General features: G+C 36.3%; 39 protein-coding genes. 8 read left to right on the top strand and 31 right to left on the bottom strand.

The window, feature by feature from the left end; translation table 11 throughout:
* Window positions 1-4 precede the first annotated feature (4 nt).
* The gene (locus KIK00_RS17760) at window positions 5-637 is read right to left on the bottom strand and encodes a response regulator transcription factor (protein WP_255813663.1); all 633 of its coding nucleotides are present in this window, start codon (window positions 635-637) and stop codon (window positions 5-7) included.
* A 444-nt stretch (window positions 638-1,081) separates the two neighbouring features.
* Between KIK00_RS17760 and KIK00_RS17755 the strand changes: the two genes are divergently transcribed.
* Entirely contained in the window at window positions 1,082-1,516 is a 435-nt protein-coding gene (locus KIK00_RS17755; protein WP_255813662.1) for a hypothetical protein, read from the top strand.
* Between the two features lie 157 nt (window positions 1,517-1,673).
* Here KIK00_RS17755 and rplQ read toward each other — a convergent pair whose 3' ends face one another.
* The 29 genes from rplQ to KIK00_RS17610 all read right to left on the bottom strand — a co-directional run bounded on the left by rplQ (window position 1,674) and on the right by KIK00_RS17610 (window position 16,488).
* Window positions 1,674-2,195 (bottom strand): 50S ribosomal protein L17, encoded by a 522-nt coding sequence (gene rplQ, locus KIK00_RS17750; protein ID WP_047376583.1) that lies wholly within the window; start codon window positions 2,193-2,195, stop codon window positions 1,674-1,676.
* Between the two features lie 6 nt (window positions 2,196-2,201).
* Complete coding sequence (locus tag KIK00_RS17745; RefSeq protein ID WP_255813661.1) at window positions 2,202-3,197, bottom strand: DNA-directed RNA polymerase subunit alpha; 996 nt, start codon at window positions 3,195-3,197, stop codon at window positions 2,202-2,204.
* Window positions 3,198-3,230: 33 nt separating this feature from the next.
* Window positions 3,231-3,839, bottom strand: a complete 609-nt coding sequence (rpsD, locus tag KIK00_RS17740; protein WP_047096812.1) for a 30S ribosomal protein S4 — start codon at window positions 3,837-3,839, stop codon at window positions 3,231-3,233.
* A 19-nt stretch (window positions 3,840-3,858) separates the two neighbouring features.
* Window positions 3,859-4,248 carry a 30S ribosomal protein S11 gene (gene rpsK / locus KIK00_RS17735; protein WP_047376581.1) on the bottom strand — a complete coding sequence of 130 codons (390 nt, stop codon included), beginning with the start codon at window positions 4,246-4,248 and terminating at the stop codon, window positions 3,859-3,861.
* Window positions 4,249-4,260: 12 nt separating this feature from the next.
* On the bottom strand, window positions 4,261-4,638 hold the full coding sequence (gene rpsM, locus KIK00_RS17730) for a 30S ribosomal protein S13 (protein ID WP_002983260.1): 378 nt from the start codon (window positions 4,636-4,638) through the stop codon (window positions 4,261-4,263).
* A 9-nt stretch (window positions 4,639-4,647) separates the two neighbouring features.
* A complete protein-coding gene (gene rpmJ / locus KIK00_RS17725) occupies window positions 4,648-4,764 on the bottom strand; it encodes a 50S ribosomal protein L36 (RefSeq protein ID WP_007839480.1) in 117 nt (38 codons plus the stop codon).
* Between the two features lie 62 nt (window positions 4,765-4,826).
* Entirely contained in the window at window positions 4,827-5,042 is a 216-nt protein-coding gene (gene infA / locus KIK00_RS17720; protein ID WP_034684855.1) for a translation initiation factor IF-1, read from the bottom strand.
* Window positions 5,043-5,045: 3 nt separating this feature from the next.
* Window positions 5,046-6,425: a preprotein translocase subunit SecY gene (secY, locus tag KIK00_RS17715; RefSeq protein WP_047376580.1), complete on the bottom strand. Its 1,380-nt coding sequence runs from the start codon at window positions 6,423-6,425 to the stop codon at window positions 5,046-5,048.
* A gap of 9 nt (window positions 6,426-6,434) precedes the next feature.
* Window positions 6,435-6,884 (bottom strand): 50S ribosomal protein L15, encoded by a 450-nt coding sequence (gene rplO / locus KIK00_RS17710; RefSeq protein ID WP_047376579.1) that lies wholly within the window; start codon window positions 6,882-6,884, stop codon window positions 6,435-6,437.
* Window positions 6,885-6,904: 20 nt separating this feature from the next.
* Window positions 6,905-7,081, bottom strand: a complete 177-nt coding sequence (rpmD, locus tag KIK00_RS17705; protein ID WP_047376578.1) for a 50S ribosomal protein L30 — start codon at window positions 7,079-7,081, stop codon at window positions 6,905-6,907.
* Between the two features lie 10 nt (window positions 7,082-7,091).
* Window positions 7,092-7,613: a 30S ribosomal protein S5 gene (gene rpsE / locus KIK00_RS17700; RefSeq protein WP_047376577.1), complete on the bottom strand. Its 522-nt coding sequence runs from the start codon at window positions 7,611-7,613 to the stop codon at window positions 7,092-7,094.
* Between the two features lie 19 nt (window positions 7,614-7,632).
* Entirely contained in the window at window positions 7,633-7,986 is a 354-nt protein-coding gene (gene rplR, locus KIK00_RS17695; RefSeq protein ID WP_034694689.1) for a 50S ribosomal protein L18, read from the bottom strand.
* Window positions 7,987-8,001: 15 nt separating this feature from the next.
* Window positions 8,002-8,547: a 50S ribosomal protein L6 gene (gene rplF, locus KIK00_RS17690; protein WP_047376576.1), complete on the bottom strand. Its 546-nt coding sequence runs from the start codon at window positions 8,545-8,547 to the stop codon at window positions 8,002-8,004.
* Between the two features lie 17 nt (window positions 8,548-8,564).
* Complete coding sequence (gene rpsH / locus KIK00_RS17685) at window positions 8,565-8,963, bottom strand: 30S ribosomal protein S8 (protein ID WP_047376575.1); 399 nt, start codon at window positions 8,961-8,963, stop codon at window positions 8,565-8,567.
* Between the two features lie 146 nt (window positions 8,964-9,109).
* A complete protein-coding gene (gene rpsN, locus KIK00_RS17680) occupies window positions 9,110-9,379 on the bottom strand; it encodes a 30S ribosomal protein S14 (protein WP_047376574.1) in 270 nt (89 codons plus the stop codon).
* A 3-nt stretch (window positions 9,380-9,382) separates the two neighbouring features.
* Window positions 9,383-9,934 (bottom strand): 50S ribosomal protein L5, encoded by a 552-nt coding sequence (gene rplE, locus KIK00_RS17675; protein WP_047376573.1) that lies wholly within the window; start codon window positions 9,932-9,934, stop codon window positions 9,383-9,385.
* 11 nt (window positions 9,935-9,945) lie between these two features.
* Window positions 9,946-10,272 carry a 50S ribosomal protein L24 gene (rplX, locus tag KIK00_RS17670; protein ID WP_047376572.1) on the bottom strand — a complete coding sequence of 109 codons (327 nt, stop codon included), beginning with the start codon at window positions 10,270-10,272 and terminating at the stop codon, window positions 9,946-9,948.
* 21 nt (window positions 10,273-10,293) lie between these two features.
* Window positions 10,294-10,662 carry a 50S ribosomal protein L14 gene (gene rplN, locus KIK00_RS17665; RefSeq protein WP_002983226.1) on the bottom strand — a complete coding sequence of 123 codons (369 nt, stop codon included), beginning with the start codon at window positions 10,660-10,662 and terminating at the stop codon, window positions 10,294-10,296.
* 2 nt (window positions 10,663-10,664) lie between these two features.
* On the bottom strand, window positions 10,665-10,919 hold the full coding sequence (gene rpsQ / locus KIK00_RS17660; RefSeq protein WP_027371715.1) for a 30S ribosomal protein S17: 255 nt from the start codon (window positions 10,917-10,919) through the stop codon (window positions 10,665-10,667).
* A gap of 12 nt (window positions 10,920-10,931) precedes the next feature.
* Window positions 10,932-11,117: a 50S ribosomal protein L29 gene (gene rpmC / locus KIK00_RS17655; RefSeq protein ID WP_034694678.1), complete on the bottom strand. Its 186-nt coding sequence runs from the start codon at window positions 11,115-11,117 to the stop codon at window positions 10,932-10,934.
* Between the two features lie 12 nt (window positions 11,118-11,129).
* Window positions 11,130-11,555, bottom strand: a complete 426-nt coding sequence (gene rplP / locus KIK00_RS17650) for a 50S ribosomal protein L16 (RefSeq protein ID WP_029297776.1) — start codon at window positions 11,553-11,555, stop codon at window positions 11,130-11,132.
* A 98-nt stretch (window positions 11,556-11,653) separates the two neighbouring features.
* On the bottom strand, window positions 11,654-12,403 hold the full coding sequence (gene rpsC / locus KIK00_RS17645) for a 30S ribosomal protein S3 (RefSeq protein ID WP_034694675.1): 750 nt from the start codon (window positions 12,401-12,403) through the stop codon (window positions 11,654-11,656).
* Window positions 12,404-12,410: 7 nt separating this feature from the next.
* Entirely contained in the window at window positions 12,411-12,809 is a 399-nt protein-coding gene (gene rplV / locus KIK00_RS17640; protein WP_047096818.1) for a 50S ribosomal protein L22, read from the bottom strand.
* Between the two features lie 2 nt (window positions 12,810-12,811).
* Complete coding sequence (gene rpsS / locus KIK00_RS17635; RefSeq protein WP_034678015.1) at window positions 12,812-13,090, bottom strand: 30S ribosomal protein S19; 279 nt, start codon at window positions 13,088-13,090, stop codon at window positions 12,812-12,814.
* 2 nt (window positions 13,091-13,092) lie between these two features.
* On the bottom strand, window positions 13,093-13,914 hold the full coding sequence (rplB, locus tag KIK00_RS17630) for a 50S ribosomal protein L2 (protein ID WP_034678013.1): 822 nt from the start codon (window positions 13,912-13,914) through the stop codon (window positions 13,093-13,095).
* A 22-nt stretch (window positions 13,915-13,936) separates the two neighbouring features.
* Window positions 13,937-14,227 (bottom strand): 50S ribosomal protein L23, encoded by a 291-nt coding sequence (gene rplW / locus KIK00_RS17625; protein WP_047376571.1) that lies wholly within the window; start codon window positions 14,225-14,227, stop codon window positions 13,937-13,939.
* A gap of 3 nt (window positions 14,228-14,230) precedes the next feature.
* Window positions 14,231-14,860 (bottom strand): 50S ribosomal protein L4, encoded by a 630-nt coding sequence (gene rplD / locus KIK00_RS17620; RefSeq protein ID WP_255813660.1) that lies wholly within the window; start codon window positions 14,858-14,860, stop codon window positions 14,231-14,233.
* The gene (gene rplC, locus KIK00_RS17615; protein WP_047376569.1) at window positions 14,851-15,474 is read right to left on the bottom strand and encodes a 50S ribosomal protein L3; all 624 of its coding nucleotides are present in this window, start codon (window positions 15,472-15,474) and stop codon (window positions 14,851-14,853) included. Before rplC ends, rplD begins: the two co-directional genes overlap by 10 nt.
* A gap of 249 nt (window positions 15,475-15,723) precedes the next feature.
* Window positions 15,724-16,488 carry a DeoR/GlpR family DNA-binding transcription regulator gene (locus KIK00_RS17610; RefSeq protein ID WP_255813659.1) on the bottom strand — a complete coding sequence of 255 codons (765 nt, stop codon included), beginning with the start codon at window positions 16,486-16,488 and terminating at the stop codon, window positions 15,724-15,726.
* A 116-nt stretch (window positions 16,489-16,604) separates the two neighbouring features.
* On the opposite strand from KIK00_RS17610, the gene KIK00_RS17605 reads away from it, so the two are divergent.
* From KIK00_RS17605 to KIK00_RS17575, 7 genes are all read left to right on the top strand, one after another.
* Entirely contained in the window at window positions 16,605-18,203 is a 1,599-nt protein-coding gene (locus KIK00_RS17605) for a glycerol-3-phosphate dehydrogenase/oxidase (protein WP_255813658.1), read from the top strand.
* 10 nt (window positions 18,204-18,213) lie between these two features.
* Window positions 18,214-19,710 carry a glycerol kinase GlpK gene (glpK, locus tag KIK00_RS17600; protein WP_255813657.1) on the top strand — a complete coding sequence of 499 codons (1,497 nt, stop codon included), beginning with the start codon at window positions 18,214-18,216 and terminating at the stop codon, window positions 19,708-19,710.
* A gap of 23 nt (window positions 19,711-19,733) precedes the next feature.
* A complete protein-coding gene (locus tag KIK00_RS17595) occupies window positions 19,734-20,465 on the top strand; it encodes an MIP/aquaporin family protein (protein WP_255813656.1) in 732 nt (243 codons plus the stop codon).
* Window positions 20,466-20,470: 5 nt separating this feature from the next.
* The gene (locus KIK00_RS17590) at window positions 20,471-21,283 is read left to right on the top strand and encodes a hypothetical protein (protein WP_370647713.1); all 813 of its coding nucleotides are present in this window, start codon (window positions 20,471-20,473) and stop codon (window positions 21,281-21,283) included.
* Window positions 21,284-21,447: 164 nt separating this feature from the next.
* Window positions 21,448-21,873, top strand: coding sequence for a hypothetical protein (locus KIK00_RS17585; RefSeq protein ID WP_255813655.1), 426 nt, complete (start codon window positions 21,448-21,450; stop codon window positions 21,871-21,873).
* A 265-nt stretch (window positions 21,874-22,138) separates the two neighbouring features.
* Window positions 22,139-23,116 carry a hypothetical protein gene (locus KIK00_RS17580; RefSeq protein WP_255813654.1) on the top strand — a complete coding sequence of 326 codons (978 nt, stop codon included), beginning with the start codon at window positions 22,139-22,141 and terminating at the stop codon, window positions 23,114-23,116.
* A gap of 79 nt (window positions 23,117-23,195) precedes the next feature.
* Window positions 23,196-25,922, top strand: a complete 2,727-nt coding sequence (locus tag KIK00_RS17575; protein ID WP_255813653.1) for a hypothetical protein — start codon at window positions 23,196-23,198, stop codon at window positions 25,920-25,922.
* A gap of 119 nt (window positions 25,923-26,041) precedes the next feature.
* Here the strand turns inward: KIK00_RS17575 and KIK00_RS17570 are convergent, their stop codons facing one another.
* A complete protein-coding gene (locus KIK00_RS17570; RefSeq protein WP_255813652.1) occupies window positions 26,042-26,533 on the bottom strand; it encodes a low affinity iron permease family protein in 492 nt (163 codons plus the stop codon).
* Between the last annotated feature and the right edge of the window lie 68 nt (window positions 26,534-26,601).

Genomic DNA, 26,601 nt, shown 5'->3' with positions numbered 1-26,601 from the left:
TTTCTTAGTTTTTTGATTGGTTAAATTTATTAATAGCCTCCACTTTATTGTTTACGTGAAGTTTTCTGTAGATATTTCCGACGTGTTTTTTTACTGTATCAATGCTGATGCATTTTTTATCTGCAATTTCTTTGTAAAGGAGTCCTTCTGAAAGAAGTTCAAGAATTTCCTTTTCACGTTCTGTAAGTTCATCAAAACCTTTAATTTCCGGAAGTTTTCTTTCAAAATGTTTAAGAACTCTTCGGGCAATTGAAAAACTCATAGGAGCTCCACCCTGGTATACATCCCGGATAGAAGAGAGGATTTTGTCCATACTTTCTCCTTTTACAAGATAACCCATAGCGCCGGCTTTTAAAGAATTAAAGATTTTTTCATCGTCATCAAAACTGGTACACATGATAAATTGTGTATTGGGCATTTCTTTTCGCAACTTTTCTATGATTTCAATTCCGAGCATATCCTGCAACTGGATATCCATCATCACAACATCCGGTGAAATAGCGGGGAGATTTTGCATCGCATCATTTCCGTCAAAGAACTGAGCAATTACCTTCATATCCTGTTGATAATTGATTACTTTCTTCAACGCATTGTTGTAGTTTTTTTCATCTTCTACTATGGCTATGGAAATGCTCATGACTTTGTTTGTTTGAAGCAAATTTCAACAGAAAACAATTTGAAATCAATTACACCTTTGGGTAATATTGTCATTTGAATTCATAGTGGTTGTTTAGTCTTTTTAGTTTTAATAAATTTAATCAATTTTTTATTCAAAAATCAATATTAATTTAAATTAATGCCAACATAATAAAACAAACAATAAATAAATGATAATCCAACATTTGAAAATCAGGTATTAATGCATAAAAAATCATTTCTTTGGAGCATATGTTGGCTGAACATTCATTTATCAGTTAATATTCATTTCATTTTTAAAATTACCTTGTTGGGGAAACATGTTATTTAAAGAGAAAAAGAAGAAAATTATATTTCAAAATCAACAGAAATTCCTCATATTGTAAGGCATGATTTTTGTAAAATTTAAAGAATAAAATCATTGTAACTATCAAATAATATAATCATGAAAAAAAGTCTTTTAGCATTAGGTGCTGTATTGGCATTAGCTGTAATCAGCTGTAAAAAAAGTGAAAGTGGAAACAAAAGTGTTATCAAAACAGACAGCTCAGAAACTGTAGTTACAGACAATAATGGAAAAATAGATTCCGTAACGCAAAGTTCTTCGACAGTAGATATCAACGGTCAGAAAACTGAGAAAACAGATTTTGTTTATAAAGCTACAGACGGAACATTGGTAAAGGTAGTATTCAAAAACGATCCGAAAGAAAGTACAGTAGCCATTACCAGCAACAAGAAAACATTTACATTACCTAAGACTGAAACCAAAGGTGATGAAACGATTTACAAGAAAGATGATATGACAGCAAGGGTAAAAGGAGACAGCCTTCATCTTGAACAGGGTAATAATCTTATTGAATTGAAAAGAACAAAAATATAAATAGCAATGTCCCTCAATATAGAGGGACATTTTATTTTTATACATTTTAAATCGTTTTAAGCTGCCGTTTATATCAACAAAAATATAATTGCTCAAATATTCTAAATAAAAAAACCATCCGGAATCCGGATGGTTTTTTTATATATCTGAATGAATATTATTCTTCAGTTTTTTCTTCAGTAGTATCAGCTTTAGCTTCTTCTACTTTCTCTTCTACTGCAGGTGCTTCAGCTACTACAGCTTCAGCTTTTTTAGGTGCAGCAGTTGATCTTCTGCTTCTTCTTGTAGCTTTTTTCTCTTCAGCATTAGGGTTGTAAAGCTCGTTGAAATCTACTAATTCGATAAGAGCCATATCAGCAGCATCACCTGGTCTGAAACCTGTCTTAATGATTCTTGTATAACCACCGTTTCTTTCAGCGATTTTAGGAGCTACAGTTCTGAATAATTCAGCAACCGCAAATTTATTTTGAAGATAAGAGAATACTATTCTTCTGTTGTGTGTAGTATCTTCTTTTGCTTTTGTTAATAGAGGCTCAACATATACTCTTAAAGCTTTAGCTTTAGCTACAGTAGTGTTGATTCTTTTATGCTCAATTAGAGAACAAGCCATATTAGAAAGTAAAGCACTTCTGTGAGAAGCTGTTCTTCCTAAGTGATTGAATTTTTTACCGTGTCTCATTATTAATTATTTATCAGCGTCTAACTTATATTTTGCAACGTCGAAACCGAAGTTAAGACCTTTTGAATGCACTAATTCTTCTAGTTCTGTCAAAGATTTTTTACCAAAATTTCTGAATTTCATCAAATCAGACTTACTGTAAGAAACCAATTCTCCAAGAGTTTCTACTTCAGCTGCTTTTAGACAGTTAAGGGCTCTTACTGAAAGATCCATATCTGCTAATTTAGACTTAAGAAGTTGTCTTGTGTGAAGAGTTTCTTCATCATATTGGATAGATGCTTTTACAGCTTCAGTTTCAAGCGTGATTCTCTCATCAGAGAATAACATGAAGTGATAAATTAATATCTTAGAAGCTTCTGTTAAAGCATTCTGAGGGCTGATAGACCCATCAGTTTCTATATCTAATACAAGTTTTTCGTAGTCTGTTTTTTGCTCTACACGATAATTTTCAATGCTATATTGTACTTTCTTGATCGGCGTAAAAATAGAGTCAATAGCAATAGTTCCTACAGGAGCATTGTTTGACTTATTTTGTTCAGAAGGCACATACCCTCTACCTTTTTCAATATTGAAAGTAATTTCGAAAGTTACATCACTGTTTAGGTTGCAAATCACTAAATCTGGGTTTAAAACCTCAAATCCATTGATAGACTTTCCTAAATCACCAGCAGTAATAACCGTCTGACCTGAAACTTTAGCAATAACCTGCTCGTTAGCCTGGCCTTCTGCTGCAGCTTTTAATCTTACCTGCTTAAGGTTAAGAATAATTTCGGTAACATCTTCGATTACTCCTGGAATAGTTGAAAATTCGTGCTCTACACCTTCTATTTTGATAGATGAAATAGCGTATCCTTCCAGAGAAGAAAGCAACACTCTTCTCAAAGCATTACCGATTGTAAGCCCGAAACCTGGTTCTAAAGGTCTGAATTCGAATTGACCTTTAAATTCATCAGAGTTAAGTAAAATTACTTTATCGGGTTTTATGAATTGTAAAATTGCCATATTATTGGGTTGAGCAAAAATTTGATTAAAAAATTATTTAGAGTAAAGTTCCACGATAAGGTTCTCCTTAATGTCCTCCGGAATTTGGATTCTTTCAGGAGCAGAAATGAAAGTACCTTCTTTCTTCTCATCGTTGAATTGTAACCACTCATAGTTTGACTTAGAAGCCAATGCATTGGTAACAACTTCAAGAGACTTAGACTTTTCTCTTACAGTGATTACATCACCAGCTTTTACCAAGTAAGAAGGGATATTAAGAATTTCTCCGTTCACAGTGATGTGTCTGTGAGAAACTAATTGTCTTGCACCAGATCTAGTTTTAGCAAAACCTAATCTGTATACTACGTTATCCAATCTTGATTCACAAAGTTGTAATAGGACTTCACCTGTTACTCCTTTGCTTCTGTGTGCTTTTTCAAATAAGTTAGCAAACTGTCTTTCTAAAATACCGTAAGTATATTTAGCTTTTTGTTTTTCAGCTAACTGAACTGCATATTCTGATTTTTTAGCACCTCTTCTTTTGTTAGGACCATGTTGTCCTGGCGGTTGGTTCTTTCTTTTTTCGAAGTTTTTATCATCTCCGTAGATTGCAGCACCAAACTTTCTAGCAATCTTAGTTTTAGGTCCAATATATCTTGCCATAATGGGTAAATTCTAAAAATTAAACTCTTCTTCTTTTTGGTGGTCTACATCCATTGTGTGGCATTGGAGTCACATCAATGATTTCGCTAACTTCAATTCCTGAATTGTGAATAGATCTGATTGCAGATTCTCTACCTGCACCTGGACCTTTCACAAACACCTTTACTCTTCTTAATCCAGCTTCATGAGCTACAGCAGAGCAATTTTCAGCTGCCATTTGAGCAGCAAAAGGAGTGTTCTTTTTAGAACCTCTGAATCCCATTTTACCGGCAGATGCCCAAGAGATAACCTCTCCACTTTTATTTGTTAAAGAAATGATGATGTTATTGAAAGAAGCTTGAATATGTGCTTCACCAATAGCTTCAACTTTTACTTTTCTTTTTTTAACTACTTTACTTTGTTTTGCCATAATTCCTAACGATTATTTACTTGCCTTTTTCTTGTTAGCAACTGTTTTTCTCTTTCCTTTACGGGTTCTAGAGTTGTTTTTCGTTCTCTGGCCTCTTAAAGGTAATCCTAGTCTGTGACGTATTCCTCGTTGGCATCCTATGTCCATCAATCTCTTGATGTTCAATTGCACTTCAGATCTTAATTCTCCTTCTACTTTAACGTTTTCAGAGATATATGTTCTGATTGCAGCCAATTCATCGTCATTCCATTCGTTGACTTTCTTGTCTTCGCTGATACCGGCAGCTTTAAGGATTTCAGAAGAAGTACTTCTTCCTACTCCGTAGATGTAAGTTAAACCGATAACACCTCTTTTGTTTTTTGGTAAATCAATACCTGCAATTCTCGCCATAATTTAATGTTAGCCTTGTCTTTGTTTAAATTTTGGGTTCTTCTTGTTGATTACGAATAGTACACCTTTTCTGCGTACGATTTTGCAATCAGCGCTTCTTTTTTTAATTGATGCTCTTACTTTCATTTTGATAGTATTTATTTTTTACAAATGCCAAATGGAAAGTGTTTTCCATTTGGCTAATTGTTTTAATATCTAAATGTGATCCTCCCTTTCGTTAAATCATAGGGAGACATTTCTAGTTTTACCTTATCACCAGGTAAAAGTTTAATATAGTGCATTCGCATTTTACCGGAAATATGAGCGATAAGGATATGCCCATTTTCAAGTTCTACACGGAACTGAGCGTTCGAAAGTGCTTCCGTTATAACGCCGTCTTGTTCAATATGTTTTTGTTTTGCCATAAATTAATATCCAGTCGTTCTAGACAGTTTAGACTGCATTAAGCCATCATAATGATGATTCAGCAGATATGTATTAATCTGTTGAACAGTATCCAAAATTACACCTACCATAATTAATAGTGACGTTCCCCCGAAAAATAGGGCAAACGCATCTGTCTGAACAAAGCTTCCATGCACAATTGCTGGAAGGACTGCAAAGATAGATAAAAAAATTGCACCTGGCAAGGTAATTTTTGATAAAATATCATCTAAATAATCTGCTGTCTCTTTCCCGGGTCTTACTTTCGGTACTAAACCTCCATTTCTCTTCAAATCATCAGCCATCTGGTTTACCGGAATTGTAATTGCAGTATAGAAAAACGAGAAGATAATAATTAATAGCGCAAACAATACATTGTACTGCCAGCTAAAAACATTCTTGAAACCTGCAAGAAAGGTGTTAGACTCATCGAATTTTGTTAATAATCCTGGTACGAACATCAATGCCTGAGCAAAGATAATCGGCATTACACCAGCAGCATTTACTTTCAATGGAATCCATTGTCTTGCGCCCTGCATAAGATTCTTGTTTACACCTCCTCTTGCTTGAGCTCTGCTTACATACTGAATTGGAATTTTTCTAACAGCCACAGATAAAATCACGGCTAGAAGAACAACTACCATCCAGAATAATACTTCAATAAGGATCATGATAGATCCCATTCCTCCTTTTCCGTTCTGCACGGCCATCTCCTGTACGAATGCTTCAGGTAATCTTGAAAGAATACCTACCATAATAAGGATGGAAATACCATTTCCGATTCCTTTGTCGGTAATCTTTTCACCTAACCACATTGCGAATACTGAACCAGCAACCAAGATTACAATACTTGGCAACCAGAACATGATAGAATTTGGCTCTACAAAATATGCAGATTGGAACTGAGCATACGGTAAGAATAATTGAGTAATAGAAGTTAAATAAGAAGGTGCCTGTACCAGACAAACTCCAATTGTTAACCATCTTGTAATTTGGTTCAATGTATTTCTACCTGACTCTCCATCTTTCTGAAGCTTCTGAAGATAAGGAATAGCCATTCCCATCAACTGAACAATAATAGAAGCAGAAATATAAGGCATGATACCCAACGCCATTACGGAAGCGTGGCTGAAAGCTCCCCCCGTAAACGACGAAAGCAAGCCAAGGAGACCTGCTCCTTGCTTGTTACCGCCTTGATTTTTATAATGCTCTAAGAGATCTCCCACCTCTGCAAGGTTAATTGCAGGAAGTGAGATATAAGATGCGAATCTATACACAAGGATAATACCTAACGTAAAGAGAATTTTATCTCTTAATTCCTTTAGGCTCCATATATTTTTAAGTGTTTGTATAAATTCTTTCATTAGTAAGTATTATAAGGTAATTGCTTTTCCACCTGCCTTAGCAATAAGCTCTTCAGCAGATTTAGTGAATTTGTCAGCAGAGATTGAAACCGCTGATTTCAATTCTCCTCTACCCATAATTTTCACTAATTCGTTTTTAGAAACTATCCCGTTTGCTACTAAAACTTCTTTCGTGATATCTCCAGTGATGGATTTGTTCTCGATTAAAGTTTGAATAGTATCAAGGTTAATTCCTCTAAACTCTTTTCTATTTACGTTTTTGAATCCGAATTTAGGTAATCTTCTTTGTAAAGGCATCTGTCCACCTTCGAAACCGATTTTCTGAGAATAACCAGCTCTAGCTTTCTGACCTTTGTGTCCTTTTGTTGAAGTACCTCCTTTTCCACTACCTTGACCTCTACCAATTCTTTTTGAGTTGAAAGTAGATCCTGCAGCAGGTTGTATATTGTTTAAATTCATTTTAATTCTCTTTTATAAAATTATTTTTGAACTTCAAGTAAGTGACTTACTGCAGCTACCATTCCTAAGATAGAAGGAGTAGCTTCATGTTCTACAACTTGGTGAAGTTTTTTTAATCCTAATGCTTCAAGCGTTCTCTTTTGGGTTTTTGTTCTACCAATAGCGCTTCTTACTTGCTTTACTTTAATTGTTGCCATTGTTTTAATATTAACCGTTAAACACTTTACTTAGAGAAATTCCTCTCATTCTTGCGATCTCTTCAGGTCTTCTGATATCCAATAACGCTTTGAAAGTAGCTTTCACCACGTTGTGAGGGTTAGAAGATCCTTTAGATTTTGAAAGGATATCGTGAATACCAGCAGATTCCAATACCGCTCTTACCGCACCACCGGCGATAAGTCCTGTACCGTGAGAAGCAGGTCTTAAGAAGATATCTGCACCACCGTATCTAGCAGTAGTTTGGTGAGGAATAGTATGGTTCATTACAGGAACTTTCACAAGGTTTTTCTTAGCGTCTTCAACTGCTTTAGCAATTGCAGAAGCAACCTCTTTAGATTTTCCTAAACCGAAACCGATAATACCTTCTTCATTACCTACTACAACAATAGCAGAAAATCCGAAAGCTCTACCTCCTTTAGTTACTTTTGTTACTCTGTTAACAGCTACGAGACGATCTTTTAATTCTAATCCTCCCGGTTTTACTCTTTCTATATTATCTAGTCCTAACATATTTTCCGAAATTTAATGATTAGAATTTAAGTCCACCTTCTCTCGCACCATCAGCTAGAGCTTTTACTCTACCGTGATATACGAAACCGTTTCTGTCAAATACAATACTTTCAATTCCTGCAGCGATAGCTTTAGCAGCGATAGCTTTACCAACAGCAGCAGAAACTTCAGTCTTAGTACCTTTAGCGTCTACACCTTTTTCTCTAGAAGAAGCTGATGCTAAAGTTTTACCATTTTTATCGTCGATTAACTGAGCGTAAATTTCCTTATTACTTTTATATACAGATAATCTTGGCAATTCAGAAGATCCAGAGATTTTCCCTCTTACTCTTCTTTTGATTCTTATTCTTTTTTCTAATTTACTTAATGCCATAATACTTATAATTTATTAAGCAGATTTACCAGCTTTACGTCTAACAATTTCTCCTACGAATCTTACACCTTTTCCTTTGTATGGCTCAGGCTTTCTGAAAGAACGGATCTTTGCAGTAACCATTCCTAGAAGTTGCTTGTCGTGAGACGCTAAAGTAATAATTGGGTTTTTACCTTTTTCAGTCAATGTATCAACTTTTACTTCACTTGGAAGTTCTAATACGATACCGTGAGAGAATCCTAAAGCTAACTCAAGTTTTTGACCTGCGTGAGAAGCTCTGTATCCTACCCCTACTAGTTCTAGTTTCTTTTCGAAACCTTCTGATACTCCAACGATCATGTTGGCGATCAACGCTCTGTATAAACCGTGAAGCGCTTTGTGTTGTTTAGAATCAGATGGTCTGTTTACATTAAGCTCACCATCTTTTTGTTCTAAAGTAATTCCTGCTGTAAGCTCCTGAGAAAGTTCTCCTTTCGCTCCTTTTACAGTTACTACACCGTTGTTTTCAGTGATTGTAACTCCAGCTGGAATTGTTATAATTGCTTTACCAATTCTTGACATTTTCCTCTGATTAAAAATTAATAAACATAGCAGATTACTTCACCGCCTACTTTCTCTTCTCTAGCTTTCTTGTCAGTCATTACTCCTTTAGAAGTAGAGATGATAGAAATACCCAAACCGTTTAGTACTCTTGGAAGTTCAGTAGAACCTTTGTACTGTCTCAAACCTGGTCTAGAAGCTCTTTGAATAGACTTAATAGCAGGTTTGTTAGTTTGCTTATCGTACTTTAAAGCGATTTTGATCACTCCTTGAACAGCGTTATCTTCAAACTTGAAGTTTAAGATATACCCTTGATCAAATAGGATCTTAGTAATCTCCTTTTTGATTTTCGATGCAGGAATTTCCACCACTTTGTGGCCTGCGCTTTGTGCGTTCCTTACTCTTGTTAGGAAATCTGAAATTGGATCTGTTACCATTTTTCTTTTATAAATTATTGGTTAAAGACAATCAGTATTGAAAAGACTTGAAGAGAAAAATATCAGACTTCAGAAAACTTCAGTCTGATATTATTGTTCTTTAGTATCCTGACAACTTAATTGTCCCGATTTTTAATTAGTAATTATTACCAACTAGCTTTTCTTACACCTGGGATAAGACCGTTGTTAGCCATTTCTCTGAAAGTTACTCTGGAAATACCAAACGTTCTCATGTATCCTCTTGGTCTACCTGTTAGTTTACATCTGTTGTGTAATCTTACAGGAGAAGCATTTTTAGGTAATTTTTGAAGTCCTTCGTAATCACCTGCTTCTTTAAGAGCTTTTCTTTTGTCAGCGTATTTAGCAACTAGTGCTTCTCTTTTGCGCTCACGCGCTTTCATTGATTCTTTAGCCATTTCTTAGTTCTTTTTAAATGGTAAACCGAAGTGAGTTAATAATGCTTTAGCTTCTTTATCTGTCTTCGCAGTTGTAACGAAAGTGATGTCCATCCCTTGGATTTTTTTCACTTTGTCAATTACGATTTCAGGGAAGATAATTTGCTCAGTAATACCTAAGTTGTAGTTACCTCTACCATCGAAACCATCTGCTTTGATACCAGAGAAATCTCTGATACGTGGTAAAGCAGAAGAAGTAAGTCTGTCTAAGAACTCATACATTCTGTGAGCTCTCAATGTTACTTTTGCTCCTACAGGCATTCCTTTTCTTAGTTTGAATGCAGCTTCATCTTTCTTAGAGATTGTACCTACTGCTTTCTGACCTGTAATGTTTGTCAATTCTTCTACAGCATAATCAATGATTTTCTTATCTGCAGTAGCATCTCCTAAACCTTGTGATACAACAATTTTCTCTAATCTAGGTACTTGCATGATAGACTTGTACCCAAATTCTTCCATCATTGCAGGAACAATTTGCTCTTTGTATATTTTTTTGGGTCTTGCTATAAATTCCATGTTAATTCAAATTATAAAGTTTCACCCGTTTTTTTGTTAACTCTCACTTTCTTATCTCCTTCGATTTTGTAACCGATTTTGATAGCTTTTCCGTCTTTACCAACTAAAGCTACGTTTGAGATATGAATAGAAGCTTCCTTTTCAGTAATTCCTCCTTGAGGATTTGAAGCTGAAGGCTTAACGTGTTTTTTAACGATGTTAAGTCCTGCAACGATTACTCTAGGGTCTTTTCCTTCTTTCTTAATCACTTCAATAACTTCACCAGTTTTACCTTTGATATCTTTCTTACCAGTAGTAATGATTACGTTATCTCCTCTTTTTATTTTTAACTTTGACATTTCTTTTAAAAATTTTAAAAATTAAAGTACTTCAGGAGCTAATGAAATGATTTTCATATATTCTTTGTCTCTCAACTCACGAGCAACCGGTCCGAAAACACGTGTTCCTCTCATTTCTCCCGCTGCGTTTAGTAATACACAAGCATTGTCGTCGAATTTGATGTATGAACCATCTTTTCTTCTTACTGCTTTTTTAGTTCTTACTACTACAGCTTTAGATACCTGACCTTTTTTAGCGTTTCCTGATGGTGTAGAATCCTTGATAGTAACAACGATTTTATCACCAACTGAAGCATATCTTCTTCTGGTTCCTCCCAGAACTCTAATAACTAGTACTTCTTTAGCACCTGTGTTATCAGCAACTTTTAATCTTGATTCTGTTTGTAACATTATTACTTAGCTTTTTCAATGATTCTTACTAATCTCCATCTCTTGCTCTTGCTCAAAGGTCTAGTTTCTTGGATCAAAACTGTATCACCTTCTGTGCATTCGTTGTTCTCGTCGTGTGCAGTATATTTTTTCGTTTTCAAAACGAATTTACCGTACATCGGGTGCTTTACTCTTGTAGTTTCACTAACAACAATAGTTTTTTCCATTTTATTGCTGGAAACCACTCCGATTCTTTCTTTTCTTAAATTTCTATCCATTGTAAAATGAAATTATTGTTTGTTAGTTAACTCAGTGTTTAGTCTTGCGATTGTCTTTCTCAAATCTCTGATTTGAATCGGGTTTTCAATTGGGCTGATGGCATGAGCTAATTTCAATTTAGAATATTGAGCTTTTGCTTCAGTTAATTGAGCTTGAATATCACCCGCGCTTAAATTTTTAATATCAGCATTTTTCATTGTATTCAAAGATTATAGAGGTTTAACAAAATCGTTAGCAACGATGAATTTAGTAACTACTGGTAATTTTTGTGCAGCAAGTCTTAAAGCTTCCTTAGCGATATCGTAAGGTACTCCTCCGATTTCGAACATAATCTTACCTGGTTTTACTACAGCTACCCAGTATTCAACAGCACCCTTACCTTTACCCATACGTACTTCCGCTGGTTTCTTAGTAATTGGCTTATCTGGGAAGATTTTGATCCATAGTTGACCTTCTCTCTTCATATATCTTGTCGCAGCGATACGAGCTGCTTCAATCTGTCTTGCAGTGATCCAAGCTCCTTCCGTTGCTTTGATCCCAAAAGTTCCGTAAGCAAGTTGACTACCTCTCTGGGCATTCCCCTTCATCTTCATCTTGTGAACTCTACGGAATTTGGTTCTTTTTGGTTGTAACATAATTTCTAAATTTTAGATTTTAGATTTTAGATTTTAGATTTTTTTTAATTTTAAAAAAGTAACGGTAATTTAAAATTCAAAATTTCTAATCTAAAATTTTAATTATTATTGTTATTGTTGTTGTTTTTTCTAGGTCTTCTGTTGTCTCTGTCTCCTCCTCTGTTTCCTCTGTCTGACTGACCTCCTTTTTTCTGTTGTCCCACTAGTGGAGAAAGTTCTCTTTTACCGTAAACTTCACCTTTCATGATCCAAACTTTTACACCTAGTCTACCGTAAGTAGTGTGAGCTTCTGCCCAGTGGTAATCAATATCAGCTCTGAAAGTTGACAATGGAATTCTTCCTTCTTTGAAAGATTCAGATCTTGCCATTTCAGCACCGTTCAATCTACCAGAGATTTGAACTTTGATACCTTCAGCACCCATTCTCATAGTACTTGCCATTGCCATTTTAACAGCTCTTCTGTAAGAAATTCTGTTTTCAATTTGCTTAGAAATACTATCAGCAACTAATACAGCATCTAATTCAGGTCTTTTGATTTCGAAGATGTTGATTTGAATATCCTTACCTGTAAGTTTCTTCAATTCTTCTTTCAATTTATCAACTTCCTGACCTCCTTTACCGATGATAAGTCCCGGTCTAGCAGTAGTAATTGTAACTGTTACTAATTTTAGTGTTCTTTCAATATAGATTTTTGAAATACCACCTTTAGATAATCTAGCCTCAAGGTATCTTCTGATTTTGTAGTCTTCAGCGATTCTGTCTCCATAATCGTTTCCACCAAACCAGTTAGAATCCCATCCTCTGATGATACCTAATCTATTACCAATTGGATTTGTCTTCTGTCCCATACCTTGATTAATTTTCTTTGTTACCTAAGATTAATGTAACGTGGTTAGATCTTTTTCTGATTCTATACCCTCTACCTTGTGGAGCTGGTCTTAGTCTCTTCAATTGTCTTGCACTATCCACGAAGATTTCTTTAACGATAAGGTTTGCCTCTTCAATATCAGCACCTTCGTTTTTAGTCTGCCAGTTTGCCATAGCAGAAAGAAGTAATTTTTCTAACTTGTTAGAAGCATCCTTCTTAGAATATTTTAGGATATAAAGTGCTTTGTCTACCTGCTCTCCTCTAATGATATCAGCAACTAATCTCATTTTTCTTGGAGAAGACGGGCAATTATTTAATGAAGCTTTTACAACGTCTTTGTTAGCTTCTTTTCTTGCGATTGAACTATCTTGTTTTCTTGATCCCATGATTATCTGCTTCCTTTATTTTTGTTACCACCATGACCTCTGAAAGATCTTGTTGGAGAAAATTCGCCTAACTTGTGACCAACCATGTTTTCTGTAACGTAAACAGGGATAAAAGATTTCCCGTTGTGTACAGCAATAGTTTGTCCTACGAAGTCCGGAGAGATCATCGATGCTCTAGACCAAGTTTTGATAACAGTTTTTTTGTTAGCTTCTATATTTGCCTGAACCTTCTTATCTAAAGTATGATGAATGAACGGTCCTTTCTTAAGTGATCTTGCCATAATTATTTTCTTTTAGATACGATGTAACGGTTAGACACTTTGTTTTTCTTTCTAGTTTTGTAACCTTTAGACGGCATACCGTTTCTAGATCTTGGGTGACCTCCAGAAGAACGTCCTTCACCACCACCCATTGGGTGATCTACTGGGTTCATTACAACCGCTCTTGTTCTTGGTCTTCTACCTAACCATCTGCTTCTACCAGCCTTACCTGATACAGTTAATTGGTGATCTGAGTTGGAAACTGAACCAATCATTGCCATACATTCAGTAAGGATCATTCTTGATTCTCCTGAAGGCAACTTGATGATTGCATATTTACCATCTCTAGAAGTTAATTGAGCTGAAGAACCAGCACTTCTTGCTAAAATTGCACCTTGACCAGGCTTCATTTCAACACAAGAGATTACAGTACCCAATGGAATGTTTTTCAATTTCATTGCGTTACCTACGTTTGGTTCAACGCTTTCTCCTGAAACTACTTTCTGATCAACTTTGATACCGTTTGGAGCGATGATATATCTCTTCTCTCCGTCTGCGTACTCTAATAAAGCGATAAATGCAGTTCTGTTTGGATCGTATTCTACAGATTTTACAGTTGCTTCAACATTTGCTTTGTTTCTTTTGAAGTCAATAATTCTGTATTTCTTTTTGTGTCCACCTCCGGTGTAACGCATGGTCATTTTACCTGTTTGGTTACGTCCACCTGACTTTTTAATACCAACTGTTAGAGACTTCTCTGGTTTGTTGGTAGTAATTTCCTCAAAATTGTTTACAATTCTGAATCTCTGTCCCGGGGTGATAGGTTTTAATTTTCTAACAGACATTACTATTATTTATAATTAATAATTAATTTACAGCAAAAATATCGATAACCTCACCTTCAGCAAGTTTGATTACCGCTTTTTTCAATTTGTTTGTCTTTCCTACTTGAAGACCTTTTTTAGTGTACTTTGAAGAAACCTTCGGAGCATAAATCATTGTGTTAACGTCTGCTACTTTTACACCGTAAGCTGCTTCAACAGCTTTTTTTATCTGGATTTTATTCGCCTTAGGATCAACTAAGAAAGAATAAGAACCTCTTAAATCTGTAAGGTAATTAGCCTTTTCTGAAATAACTGGTTTAATAATAATAGACATGACTTATTTCTTTAAATTTTCCTGGAATTTTTCAACTGCACCTTCGAAGAAAATAATTTCACCTGCATTTACTAAATCGTAAGAACTGATCTCGTTGAAGTTCATTACTTTAGTTTTAGGTAAGTTTCTTGAAGATAAATATACATTCTTGTTAGCTTCAGGAAGAACGAATAAAGATTTTTTACCGTTAAGTTCCAATGCATTCAATACATTGATGAAATCTTTAGTCTTAGGAGCAGCAAGGCTCACATCTTCTAAAACTTTAATGCTGTTGTCTCTCATTTTTTGAGATAAAACAGATTTTTTAGCTAATCTCTTAAGAGCTTTGTTCAATTTGAATCTGTAGTCTCTTGGTTTTGGTCCGAATACTCTACCTCCACCTCTGAAAGTTGGAGATTTGATATCCCCGTATCTAGCAGATCCAGATCCTTTTTGCTTCTTAAGCTTTTTAGTAGAAGCAGTAATTTCGCTTCTTTCTTTCGATTTATGAGTACCTTGTCTTTGTGCAGCAAGATACTGTTTAACTTCTAAGTAAACCGCGTGCTGATTTGGCTCAATTCCGAATACTGTTTCGTCTAGAGTTACTTTTCTTCCGGTCTCTTTTCCTGATGTATTTAATACTACTAGTTCCATTTTCTGATAATTACATAAGAATTTTTAGCTCCCGGAACAGCACCTTTTACTACTAAAAGATTTTGTTCTTGATCAACTTTTAACACTTGAAGGTTTTGAACAGTTACCTGCTCACCTCCCATTCTTCCAGCCATTCTCATCCCTTTGAATACTCTTGAAGGGTCTGAACCAGCACCGATAGAACCTGGAGCTCTAAGTCTGTTGTGCTGACCATGAGTTGCCTGCATTACACCTCCAAATCCGTGTCTTTTAACAACACCCTGGAAGCCTTTACCTTTTGAAGTTCCTGTTACATCTACATACTCACCTTCGATGAATAGATCAACACTTACTACTTCTCCTACTTTTGCTTCAGTAAATCCATCATGGAATTCTACTAATTTAGCTTTAGGAGTAGAACCAGCCTTTTTAAAATGACCAGCTAACGCTTTACCAACGTTCTTCTCACTCTTGTCATCGAAACCTAATTGAACAGCTGTATAACCGTCTTTTTCTAAGGTTCTGACCTGTAAAATCGAGCATGGACCAGCTTGAATAACTGTACAAGGAATGTTTTTTCCTTCTTCGTTAAACAAAGACGTCATACCGATTTTTTTACCAATAATACCTGACATTGTTTATATTATAATAAAATTTATCCTTTATTTATCACCATTTTTGGGAAGTCTGAAGTAATTTCTACTTTTGATATAGGCATACTACGCTCCTAAAATGAGTGTGCAAATTTATGAATAATTTTATAACTGACAAATATTTCAGGTAAAATATTTTGATTTTTAATCGATTAGGTGATTTTGAAAAAATTCAGAGGAGATTTCCCAAAGATTTATTTTGATTTTTAAAAAGAAATCAAGATGAAGACCTTATTGAGCCATCACTTTTACCCCAACTTCTTCCAGCCCAGCTCTATCTTCAGCACAAATTCCGTTATCAGTAATCAGATAATCCACCTGATCCAATGCCGCAATCTTTCCAAATCCTTTTTTATTTAGTTTGGAGGAATCTGCAAGAATTACAGTTTGATCAGCACATTCCATCATAATCTGATTCAGGTGAGCTTCCGCAGCATTGGAAGTACTAATCCCAAACTCCGGGTCAATACCGTCTACTCCCAGAAAAAGTTTATTGCAGGAAAACTGTTTTAGAATTCCTTCAGAAATAGATCCTACTATAGAAGTAGAGCTTTTTCGTACTTCTCCACCCAGCTGTATAATATTAATATTAGGATTATTGCAAAGTTCAATTGCCACCCTCAAAGAAGATGTGAGTACCGTAAGCGGCCCAAAGTTCACCAGCATCCTGGCAAGATAATGCATCGTTGTCCCGGAAGCTAATATAATACAGTCATTTTCCTGAATCAATGACAAAGCAGCTTTTGCAATAGCCTGTTTGGCTTCTACATTGATACTTTCTTTTTCTCCAACATTTTTTTCATAAGCATATCTTACCTGCTTACTTGCCCCTCCATGATTTCTGAAAAGAAGCCCCAGACTTTCGAGATAGTTCAGATCCTTTCGGATCGTAACCGAAGAAACATTGAGCTTCTCACACAGATCCTGTACAAGCACATGTCCTTTCTCGTCAAGCTCTTTCAGTATTTCATCCTGCCTTGGTAGTAGCTTTTCCATTTTATTCGTTTCATCAAAAATACCGATTTTTTTCCACATCTTAAAATTTCATTTATTTTCTTTTTGCTTTCATTTTTAATTTATATATTTGAAAACGAAACATAAACGAAACATTTATGAAACGAAACGAAGAACTCAGTAAGTTAACCCAAGTAAAAGAATGGGACTTTATTGTCATAGGAGGAGGAGCCAGTGGTTTAGGTTCGGCATTAGATGCAGTAAGCAGAGGATTCAAAACTTTATTACTTGAATCTCATGACTTTGCAAAAGCAACATCCAGCAGAAGTACCAAACTGGTACACGGTGGAGTTAGATATCTTGCCCAGGGAGATGTCGGATTGGTAAAAGAAGCATTAAAGGAAAGAGGACTCTTAGCAAAAAATGCAGCACATATCGTAAAAAATCAGTCTTTCATTATTCCAAATTACACATGGTGGGGAGGAATCTACTATAAAATAGGACTGTCCATTTATGATTTTCTTGCCGGAAAACTGAGTCTGGGTAAAACGAGATACATCAGCAAATCAAAAACCGTTGAAAAGCTTCCGACTATTGAACAAAATCACTTGATGAGTGGTGTTGTTTACCAGGACGGACAATTTGACGATGCCAGACTTGCGATCAACCTTACCCAAACTATTATTGAAAAAGGCGGAAGTGCGGTTAATTATGTAAAAGTAGTCAATCTTTTGAAAGATGCTTCTGATAAAGTAATCGGTGTGGTTGCAGAAGATCAGTTTTCTAAACAGCAATATCAGATTCATGGTAAGGTGGTCATCAACGCAACCGGTGTCTTTACGAACGACATCCTTAATATGAACAATCCTAAGCATGGTAAACTCGTTGTGCCAAGCCAGGGAATTCACCTTGTATTAGACAAGTCTTTCCTGAAAAGTGACGATGCGATCATGATTCCTAAAACTTCAGACGGAAGGGTTTTGTTTGTTGTTCCATGGCATGACAGAGCTTTAGTAGGAACTACTGACACTCTTTTAAAGGATGAAAGCTTTGAACCTCGTGCGCTGGAAGAAGAGATTAGCTTTGTTTTAAATACAGCAAGACAATATTTAGCTAAAAAACCCACTCGTGAAGACGTAAAATCTGTTTTTGCAGGACTACGACCTCTTGCCGCTCCTAAAGATGGCAGCAAAAGTACAAAAGAGGTTTCCCGAAGCCACAAAGTTATTACTTCAGAAACAGGATTGGTTTCTATCATCGGAGGAAAATGGACTACCTATCGTAAAATGGCAGAAGATACCATAGATGAAGCCATGAAAATTCACAGGTTGGGAAATAACCCATCTAAAACCGAGCACCTTTCCATCCATGGAAACATGAAACCAGAGCAGGTAGACAGAACAAATCACCTATACGTTTACGGATCTGATATTCCAGCCATAAAAGCATTACAGGAAAGCAATCCCCGCTATGCTCAAAAAATTCACCCTGATCACCCTTTCACTGTAGCAGAGATAGTATGGGCTGTAAGAACGGAGATGGCAGAAACCATTGAGGACATCCTGGCAAGAAGAGTACGTTTACTGTTCCTTGATGCAAGAGCTGCTATTGACACTGCTCATAACGTAGCAAGAATCATTGCTGAAGAAAAAGGATATTCTGAAGAATGGGCTCAGCAACAGGAAAATGAATTCATAGAATTAGCAAGAGGGTATTTATTAACGCCTTATTCACCTAAAGTTATCAACCTAAATTAGCATTATATACATGAATGAAAAACTAATTCTCGCTCTAGACCAGGGGACAACGTCCTCCAGAGCGATTCTCTTCAATCACAGTGGAGAAATCAAATATGTATCGCAAAAAGATTTCGAACAGATATTCCCTACCCCAGGCTGGGTAGAGCACGATCCCAACGAAATCTGGTCATCACAAATCTCTGTAGCTGCAGAAAGTATAGCGAAAGCAGGTATCTCCGGACTGGAAGTTGCTGCGATCGGTATTACAAATCAACGTGAAACTACAATCGTTTGGGACAAAGAAACCGGGGAACCCATTTACAATGCTATCGTATGGCAAGATCGCAGAACCTCAAAATACTGTGATGAACTGAAAGAACAAGGACACGCGGAAATGATCAAAGAAAAAACAGGACTTGTTCTGGATGCTTACTTTTCAGCGACCAAACTAAAATGGATTCTTGATAATGTAGAAGGAGCCAGACAAAAGGCGGAAGAAGGAAAATTATGTTTCGGAACTGTTGATACCTGGCTTGTCTGGAAACTTACCCGCGGAAAAATGTTTATCACGGACGTTTCCAATGCCAGCAGAACAATGCTTCTCAACATCCATACCTTAGAATGGGATAATGATTTATTAGAATTATTCAACATTCCGAAAGCTATTCTTCCCGCAGTAAAACAAAGCAGTGAAATATATGGCGAAACTGCCACTACTCTCTTCTCTACCAAAATCCCGATTGCCGGAATTGCAGGTGACCAACAAGCCGCTTTATTCGGGCAAATGTGTACCACTCCGGGAATGGTAAAAAATACCTATGGAACAGGATGTTTCTTGTTGATGAATACAGGAACTGAAGCAGTTTCTTCTAAAAACAATCTTCTTACTACAGTAGCCTGGAAAATCAATGGAGAGGTGAACTATGCACTCGAAGGAAGCGTATTTGTAGGAGGCGCGGCTATTCAATGGCTGAGAGATGGCCTTAAAATTATTCATTCTTCTGATCAGGTGAACGAACTGGCTGCATCTGTAGAAGATAATGGCGGTGTTTATTTCGTTCCTGCATTAACAGGGCTTGGTGCTCCTCATTGGGACCAGTATGCCCGTGGAACTATTGTAGGAATCACCCGCGGTACTACTGACGGACATATCGCCAGAGCAACACTGGAAGGAATTGCATTTCAGGTTTATGATATTGTAAAAGCCATGGAAGCAGATTCCGGAAGGGCAAGCCTTGAATTAAGAGTAGACGGTGGTGCCTCTGCAAGTGATCTTCTGATGCAGATACAGTCTGACCTCTTCGGCTTTAAAATCATACGCCCTAAAACACTTGAAACAACAGCATTAGGAGCAGCCTACCTTGCCGGCCTTGCTGTAGGATACTGGAAAGATGTAGCTGAAATTCAGTCTCAATGGATTGTTGATAAAGATTTCCATCCTCAGTTGGAAAAAGAACATGTTGATAAAATGGTACACTCATGGAGAAGAGCTGTATCACGTTCTCAAAGCTGGATAGAAGATTAATTTACTTATCAAAAAAAACTTATATGACCCCATTTATCGCAGAAGTTATCGGGACGATGCTTCTTATATTATTAGGCAACGGTGTTGTAGCCAATGTTGTCTTGAAAGATACGAAAGGAAATAATTCCGGATGGATTGTTATTACAACCGCATGGGCACTAGCCGTTTTTGTGGGGGTAACTGTTGCAGGGCCAATAAGTGGTGCCCACCTGAATCCAGCTGTAACCATTGGTCTGGCTATCGCAGGAAAATTTTCCTGGGACCTTGTTCCGTCCTATATCGCAGCTCAAATGATAGGAGGAATGCTGGGTGCATTTTTAGTATGGCTGTTCCACAAAGATCATTTTGCGATTACAGAAGATGAAGGGGCTAAACTGGCCTGCTTCAGTACTGGTCCGGCTATCAGGAAAACATCTTCTAATCTGATCAGTGAGATTATTGGAACATTTGTTCTGGTGTTTGTTATTTTTCATTTTTCTGACCCAAGTATTTCTTTACAGGCAGATCCAACCGCAAAAGTAGGATTAGGTACTGTAGGGGCTATTCCCGTTACCTTTCTTGTATGGGTAATAGGTTTATCTCTTGGTGGAACCACAGGATACGCGATCAACCCCGCGAGAGATCTTGCCCCAAGAATCATGCACGCCATCTTACCTGTAAAAGGAAGCAGTGATTGGGGATATGCCTGGATTCCTGTTATAGGCCCAATTACAGGAGCTATTATCGCAGCAGTTATATATGGATTTTTAAAATAAAACAAATGATGAAAAAAATCTTAAAGGGAATCTTTCTTCTTGCTATAGGCACAGGAAGATTATTTTCACAGGAAAATGGTGAAGCCAAGGAAACCAAAGAAGGAAGGCTTGATTTTACAGCCAATATTCAGAACAATCACTTATGGAGAGGGCTTATTATTACAGACAAACCTGTTGTGATGGGAAACCTTTCATATGCTTTGGATGCGGATAAGAAATGGAAAGTGGGAATATGGGGAGCTTCTGCATTAGCGGATGACAAAGACAATACCCATTATAAGGAGATCAATTACTATGTCCAGTATTCTGACAGGCGTTTTTATATTGGATTATGGGATCTTTATAACTCCAGAAATATCAATACTGCAGTGGCCGCTGATGATATCTTCAGCTATTCACAGAGAAGAACAGCCCATATTATTGATTTAAGAACAAATTATACTTTCGGGCCTTCTTTTCCGATCAATATTGAAGCTGACATTATGCTGTATGGAGGAGCCAATGCGGGAGAAGTCATTCTGGAAGCTGACGGAAGTTATAAGAAAAACAGATACTCTACGTATGTTCAGGCAAGTTATCCTGTCATCAGTGGTCAGAAAGTAAACCTGGATGCTTTTGTAGGAGCCGGATTTGCCCTTAATGACAAAACCTTTTTGTATGGTAACGGCAAAAACAGCTTCGATATTGTAAATGTAGGTGTAAAAGCAGGAAAAGTGGTTAAGATCACAGATCACTACAGTCTTCCTGTATCAATGATGGCCATGTGGAATCCGTCTAACAAATATGCCAGAATCCAGCTTGCAGCAACCGTTTTTTAATCTGAATTTAACTAAATTATAAAAGCCACTCCTTTGCGGGTGGTTTTTTATAGTTATGTTGAGAAGCCACCCTGTCGAATTATAGAAATTTCAATGCGCTTAATAACCGGGTTTTTACGGTATCTATTATTGATTAAATATATTTATTTTTGAAAAAAAAAAATATGAAAAAGATTTTCAGTTTACTCATTCTGTGTATCAGTATTTTTACATTGGCTCAAGAAGTAAAGCTTCCTTTTACAGGACACAGAAGTTTTGATATTATGAAAGGATATAGCGGTACCGGTACTCCTCACTACTATATGGATATTAAAAAGAATGGTGACGTTCATTTTGGATATGTTCAAATAAATCAGGCTGACGGAGAAGAAACAAAAGAGGAAGTAAATGCCGGAAAATATGCTCCAAATAAAGTAATGAAAGTAGTTTTCAAGAAATACGAAGAGACTTTTTTGGTAAAATTTGACAAAGATAAAATTTACCTTACCGATGAAAAGGGAAACATCTTACATCTTGATGGCTGCTGCTCTTCCAGGGAGAGTATCGACAAAGAAACCTGTAAGTGTGAAAGTGAATTGTATAAGCAGTAAAATAATATATGGAAAGCCACTCCTTATTTGGGGTGGTTTTCATATTTTGGGAAACCATCCTTCAAATTATAAAATTCCCCAATCAATAACCAATCACCGGGATTTTACGGTTTATATTCTCCCTAAATATCTTTATTTTTGAAAAAATAATTGACGAAAATTATTTTCAGCCCAGTGATTCTGTGCATCAGCATTTTATATTTTGTAGCTGCTCTGTTTCTGATATGACTGAAATGAATTCTGATGGCAAGAGCGATTTATACCAATGAAAAAAATTAAAATTTTACTTCTATTTCTTCTTTTTCTCGTTGTATCATGCAACAGGAAAGAGAATCATCCTTACACATTTTATTATTGGAAAACCAATCTAAAGCTGGACCGCGAAGAAAAGAAAACCTTAGACCAGGCAACCGTTCCTTACTTATATACCAGATTTTTTGATGTAGATAAAGTGAACGGAAAATTTCAGCCGGTGGCTGTCATCACAAAAGACAAGAGTTTTCAGACAAATAAACAGATAGTCCCAACGGTTTTCATTACCAATCAGACATTCCTGAGTATTTCCGCAGAAGAGATCAGGTTTCTTGCGGAAAGTATTCATCTTTTAATTCAAAAGAAAACGGAAGAATATCAGCTGAAAACAAACAGTGAAATTCAGATCGACTGTGACTGGACGGCCGGAACACGAAATGATTATTTTAAATTTCTGAAAGAGCTCAAAAAGATCTCCGGGAAAGAAGTCACCTGCACACTCCGTCTTCACCAGGTGAAAGATAAAAAGCAGACCGGAATTCCTCCTGTGGGAAAAGTATATCTGATGTGCTACTCCACTTCATCACCATTGGAAAAATCTGACAAAAACTCGATTCTGGATGTAAACATCCTAAAAAGTTATCTTTCAAAAATGGAAGACTACCCTATGAAAAAAATTGAAGTAGCACTTCCAATTTATTCATGGGGAATTGTCACCAATCATTTAGGTAAACATAAATTGATCAATGCTTTATCCAAAAGAGACCTGAAAAATCCAAATTTTAAGAAGATATCCGACCATGAAATTCAGGTTCTGAAAGATGGATTCTACTTTGGAAGTTATTTAAACAAAGGTTTCAAAATAAAGGCAGAAGAAATCTCTGAAGAACAACTTGAAGAGGTTATTACTTTTTTAGAGAAAAAAATACCACATTTTAATATTATTTATTATCAATTAGATAGTAAATTTGTGTTAGATCGGAAATTTTAATCTCACAGAGATAGAGGCACACCACCTGTCAAACCAACCATAAACTATTATATAAAACTAAAAAAACACTACGAACCCTATGAAAAAGTATATTCTTTCACTTGCGGTTGTATCACTTTTCTATACAAAATCTGACGCCTGTGCATGGTCAGATCCTGATTATGATTACTTCAACCTTTTTACGCAAAGCATTATCAAGGATAAGGCTTACCTCCCTTTTCTGCACAATTATTCAAGCAGATTTTATGGGGGATACAATCCTGCATTGATTCCTGATGATAATATTGAAACATGGAAAAAGTTCTTTAACAATCAGCTTAGCTATACCGAAACTCAGAATCTGGTATATAAAGTGAGTATGAGCGACCTGAATGCCTTAAAGAATGGAAACCCGACAAATCCTCTTCTACAAAAGCTGGGAACAGGATTCTACCAGAAATATAAGGAAGGCCTTGATTATTTGATTGAAGCCAAGTATCTGGAACCTTACATGAGCATCAATTATGTTGAAAATGAGAATTCATTTTATTACGACAGAGATGCCAACAGAAAAAATGCTACAGCTCTTGATTATGATAAAACCATTGCTGCTTTAACGTCTTTGTACAATGCTGCGAGAAACCCAGAAATCAAACAGCGTTACGGATATCAGCTGGTACGTCTGAATCATTATACCAGAAATTATGATTCTGCGGTGCAGGCTTTTAAAACCTATGTTGCCCCGATTAAACTGAAAGGATCAGTTTATTTCATGTCTCTGGATCAGCTGGGGGGAGCACAAAGAGGATTGGAGATGAACAGTGATGCCAACTGGAATTTCTTTCAGGTCTTCATGAACAGCAAAGACCGCAAGGAATCTGCATTTGTTTCTATGAAACTTTCTGATACGGCATCTTTCAGCAATATCATGAAAAGAGCCAATACCAACGAAGAAAAGAATATGGCTTATTTTCTTTTAGGATATGAAGATTTCAACAATCCTATTCCTACTATGGAAAAGATGTATGAGATCAATCCTGATTCTGAGATCCTGAAGGTAATGGCTGCGAGAAGCATCAATGAACTGGAAAGAAGCTATCTGCCTACTTATTATTACACTTCTGATGCAGCCAACAATCCCTATGTACAAAGAGGAAAAGCTGATAACAATACTACTTCAAAAGATACTAAAGCCACTACTACAGCTGAAGTAAAAGAGGAAAAGCTTTCTTTCTGGCAAAAAATTGTAAGATTCTTTAAAAACCTGTTCGGAGGGTCAAAATCTAAAGAGTCTGCTGATGGAAAGAAAACGGATCAAAGCGATGATGAATTGCTGGACAATCCAAACAGGATTCCATTCTATACGACTTCCGGCTATGGCTATGATGATAAGATGAAGGACTATCTTGACGATCTTCAAAAATTCACCGACAAAACCAAAGAAAAGTCTAAGGATGAATATTGGCAGATCGCAGATGCTTATCTTAAATTCCTGAAAAAAGATTACAAGGGAAGCACAGAAATCCTGGAAGATATTAAAACAACAAACCCTGAATATCTGGAAGAGATCAAAAGAATGAAAGTTCTGAATGACATTGTTTCCCAGCCAAGGATTGACGCTGCCTATGAAGATCACCTGATGAAAGATTATGCTGAGTATTTCGTAGAAAAAAAGGTAGAGAAAGACACAGCCACTACAGATAATTTTGATTATTATGGTGAAGTGCCGTCTACTGCTGATTTCCTTAAGGATGTTATGGCAAACCGTTATTTCCTTCAGGGTGAAGACGGAAAATCATTCCTGATGAACAATAAGCTTTCGGATCTTCAGTACAATCCGAACTCAGCTCTTGTGAAAAGTGTGGAAGAATTCTACAGAAAGCCTAATAAAACTCAGTTTGAACAGCAGATTATTGCCAAAAACATGGACAGCGTAGGTAATATCGATGCATTCTTCAATACCATTTATGGAGACAGAGCAATGAGACTTGCCGATTTTGAAAAGGCGAAATCTTATTATGAAAAAGCAAAAAGCTTTGCCGGTATCCCAAGACAGAATTATGAATGGACAGAAAAGAATGGACAGACCATTACAACCAAACAATATGCTCCTACTGAATACGATGGATTTAAAAATATTTCAGATCTTGTATTCGGGCATAATGTTTGGGAAAGCTTTGGAAGTCCGGATGCGGAAAGCATGAAAGCTGAGAGCTATACCGATTTCCCTTTCATTAAAACCAGTATGGACAAACTTGAATTAGCAGATGCATTGATTCAACTTAAAAAGATAGGAAACGGAACAGATGAAAAAGCCGCAAAAGCCAACCAGCTTATTGGAAACCTATTGTACAACACCTCTATTTTAGGATACTATCGTCAATTATTTGTAATGGATATTGACAACAGCAACGGAGGCAAATATGACTTCTGGAATACTGATAGAAAGAATCCTTACAAGTATTATTATAAAAACTTCCTGGACACTTCTTATATTGAACCTGATAATTTTGATCTATCAATCAGCTATTATCAAAAGGCACTTAAACTTTCCAACAATAAGGAAGAAAAAGCAAGAATCTTATTCCAGATGGCAAGTGCTGAACAGGGTAAATATTATCAGTATGAAGCGAAGGCTCCAAAAGATTTTGATTATTCTGATCCTAAGTGGTCTGAAAAAGAAGATGCCCGCCAAAAGGAAATGGACAATCTTAAAAACCAGAAATACAGAACCTATTTTGCTCAGTTGAAAGCTCAGTATTCTGATACTGAAACAACGAAGAACCTGATGGGAAGCTGTAGCTATTTCAGCTATTTTATGAGATAATACAAACCATAAAAAAACCTCTGATAACTCAGAGGTTTTTATTTTTATCTTTTACTCAGCCATGTCTTAACAAAACACAAGTTATAAAGTTTAAAGAATTTTTTAAATCAAAAGTCCATTTATTTTTTTTGTTCCTTCTTCTGCATCCATTCTTCATGTCTTCTTTTAAAAAACTCATACTTATAATCATGATTTATCTGTGCAACGTCAATGGAATGAGACATATGGATATCTGTATCTTTTTTGGCAAGCTGCCCCAGTTTTTCATAATAGATATGAAGCTGATCAAGTTCTTCCTCTGTAAGATCTTCAATATCTACAATCCGGTTACTGGCTTTTTCGTGAGCGGCTAAAAGTTCATTCAGCTTGATCTGTATTGCTTTTGAATCTTTATTTTGAGCTTTCTGAATCAGGAATACCATCAGAAAGGTAATGATTGTCGTTCCTGTATTGATCACCAGCTGCCAGGTTTCAGAGAAGTCAAAAAGAGGACCGGAAACCGCCCATATCACCACTATAAGGAAAGCTCCGATAAAAGCAGACGGACTCCCGGTAAATTTTACAGCCCCGTTTGAAAATTTTTCAAAAAAATGTTGACCTTTATGACCCATATCCTCTGTTTTAGAATAATAAATGTATAAAAATTAATCTGAAAACAAGGAAAAGATAATGAATATGA

It is taken from the genome of Chryseobacterium sp. MA9 (assembly GCF_024399315.1).
In the GTDB taxonomy this organism is placed as follows: domain Bacteria; phylum Bacteroidota; class Bacteroidia; order Flavobacteriales; family Weeksellaceae; genus Chryseobacterium.
Note: the sequence above shows the minus strand (reverse complement) of the source record. Positions and strands in the feature narration are given on the sequence as shown.

Coding starts and splice junctions, on each gene's coding strand:
- KIK00_RS17610 (WP_255813659.1), bottom strand. CDS start 16,488: ATGGAAAAGCTACTACCAAGGCAGGATGAAATACTGAAAGAGCTTGAC.
- rpsM (WP_002983260.1), bottom strand. CDS start 4,638: ATGGCGAGAATTGCAGGTATTGATTTACCAAAAAACAAAAGAGGTGTT.
- KIK00_RS17590 (WP_370647713.1), top strand. CDS start 20,471: ATGATGAAAAAAATCTTAAAGGGAATCTTTCTTCTTGCTATAGGCACA.
- KIK00_RS17585 (WP_255813655.1), top strand. CDS start 21,448: ATGAAAAAGATTTTCAGTTTACTCATTCTGTGTATCAGTATTTTTACA.
- KIK00_RS17605 (WP_255813658.1), top strand. CDS start 16,605: ATGAAACGAAACGAAGAACTCAGTAAGTTAACCCAAGTAAAAGAATGG.
- rpsN (WP_047376574.1), bottom strand. CDS start 9,379: ATGGCTAAAGAATCAATGAAAGCGCGTGAGCGCAAAAGAGAAGCACTA.
- KIK00_RS17760 (WP_255813663.1), bottom strand. CDS start 637: ATGAGCATTTCCATAGCCATAGTAGAAGATGAAAAAAACTACAACAAT.
- rplN (WP_002983226.1), bottom strand. CDS start 10,662: ATGTTACAAACAGAATCAAGATTAAAAGTTGCTGATAACACAGGTGCT.
- KIK00_RS17755 (WP_255813662.1), top strand. CDS start 1,082: ATGAAAAAAAGTCTTTTAGCATTAGGTGCTGTATTGGCATTAGCTGTA.
- KIK00_RS17745 (WP_255813661.1), bottom strand. CDS start 3,197: ATGGCAATTTTACAATTCATAAAACCCGATAAAGTAATTTTACTTAAC.
- rplQ (WP_047376583.1), bottom strand. CDS start 2,195: ATGAGACACGGTAAAAAATTCAATCACTTAGGAAGAACAGCTTCTCAC.
- rplV (WP_047096818.1), bottom strand. CDS start 12,809: ATGGGATCAAGAAAACAAGATAGTTCAATCGCAAGAAAAGAAGCTAAC.
- rpsK (WP_047376581.1), bottom strand. CDS start 4,248: ATGGCAAAACAAAGTAAAGTAGTTAAAAAAAGAAAAGTAAAAGTTGAA.
- rplX (WP_047376572.1), bottom strand. CDS start 10,272: ATGTCAAAGTTAAAAATAAAAAGAGGAGATAACGTAATCATTACTACT.
- rpmJ (WP_007839480.1), bottom strand. CDS start 4,764: ATGAAAGTAAGAGCATCAATTAAAAAAAGAAGCGCTGATTGCAAAATC.
- rplC (WP_047376569.1), bottom strand. CDS start 15,474: ATGTCAGGTATTATTGGTAAAAAAATCGGTATGACGTCTTTGTTTAAC.
- secY (WP_047376580.1), bottom strand. CDS start 6,425: ATGAAAGAATTTATACAAACACTTAAAAATATATGGAGCCTAAAGGAA.
- rpsH (WP_047376575.1), bottom strand. CDS start 8,963: ATGGTAACAGATCCAATTTCAGATTTCCTAACAAGAGTAAGGAACGCA.
- KIK00_RS17575 (WP_255813653.1), top strand. CDS start 23,196: ATGAAAAAGTATATTCTTTCACTTGCGGTTGTATCACTTTTCTATACA.
- rplE (WP_047376573.1), bottom strand. CDS start 9,934: ATGGAATTTATAGCAAGACCCAAAAAAATATACAAAGAGCAAATTGTT.
- rpsD (WP_047096812.1), bottom strand. CDS start 3,839: ATGGCAAGATATATTGGACCTAAAACTAAGATTGCTAGAAAGTTTGGT.
- rpmD (WP_047376578.1), bottom strand. CDS start 7,081: ATGGCAACAATTAAAGTAAAGCAAGTAAGAAGCGCTATTGGTAGAACA.
- rpsE (WP_047376577.1), bottom strand. CDS start 7,613: ATGTTAGGACTAGATAATATAGAAAGAGTAAAACCGGGAGGATTAGAA.
- rplR (WP_034694689.1), bottom strand. CDS start 7,986: ATGGCATTAAGTAAATTAGAAAAAAGAATAAGAATCAAAAGAAGAGTA.
- rpsS (WP_034678015.1), bottom strand. CDS start 13,090: ATGGCAAGATCACTTAAGAAAGGACCGTTCATTCATCATACTTTAGAT.
- glpK (WP_255813657.1), top strand. CDS start 18,214: ATGAATGAAAAACTAATTCTCGCTCTAGACCAGGGGACAACGTCCTCC.
- KIK00_RS17595 (WP_255813656.1), top strand. CDS start 19,734: ATGACCCCATTTATCGCAGAAGTTATCGGGACGATGCTTCTTATATTA.
- rplB (WP_034678013.1), bottom strand. CDS start 13,914: ATGTCTGTTAGAAAATTAAAACCTATCACCCCGGGACAGAGATTCAGA.
- KIK00_RS17570 (WP_255813652.1), bottom strand. CDS start 26,533: ATGGGTCATAAAGGTCAACATTTTTTTGAAAAATTTTCAAACGGGGCT.
- rplF (WP_047376576.1), bottom strand. CDS start 8,547: ATGTCAAGAATTGGTAAAGCAATTATAACAATTCCAGCTGGAGTTACA.
- rplW (WP_047376571.1), bottom strand. CDS start 14,227: ATGTCTATTATTATTAAACCAGTTATTTCAGAAAAGGCTAATTACCTT.
- rpsC (WP_034694675.1), bottom strand. CDS start 12,403: ATGGGACAGAAGACAAATCCAATTGGTAATAGATTAGGTATCATCAGA.
- rpsQ (WP_027371715.1), bottom strand. CDS start 10,919: ATGGATAGAAATTTAAGAAAAGAAAGAATCGGAGTGGTTTCCAGCAAT.
- KIK00_RS17580 (WP_255813654.1), top strand. CDS start 22,139: ATGAAAAAAATTAAAATTTTACTTCTATTTCTTCTTTTTCTCGTTGTA.
- rplP (WP_029297776.1), bottom strand. CDS start 11,555: ATGTTACAACCAAAAAGAACCAAATTCCGTAGAGTTCACAAGATGAAG.
- rplD (WP_255813660.1), bottom strand. CDS start 14,860: ATGGAACTAGTAGTATTAAATACATCAGGAAAAGAGACCGGAAGAAAA.
- rpmC (WP_034694678.1), bottom strand. CDS start 11,117: ATGAAAAATGCTGATATTAAAAATTTAAGCGCGGGTGATATTCAAGCT.
- rplO (WP_047376579.1), bottom strand. CDS start 6,884: ATGAATTTAAACAATATACAACCTGCTGCAGGATCTACTTTCAACTCA.
- infA (WP_034684855.1), bottom strand. CDS start 5,042: ATGGCAAAACAAAAACATATTGAACAAGACGGCGTTATAACGGAAGCA.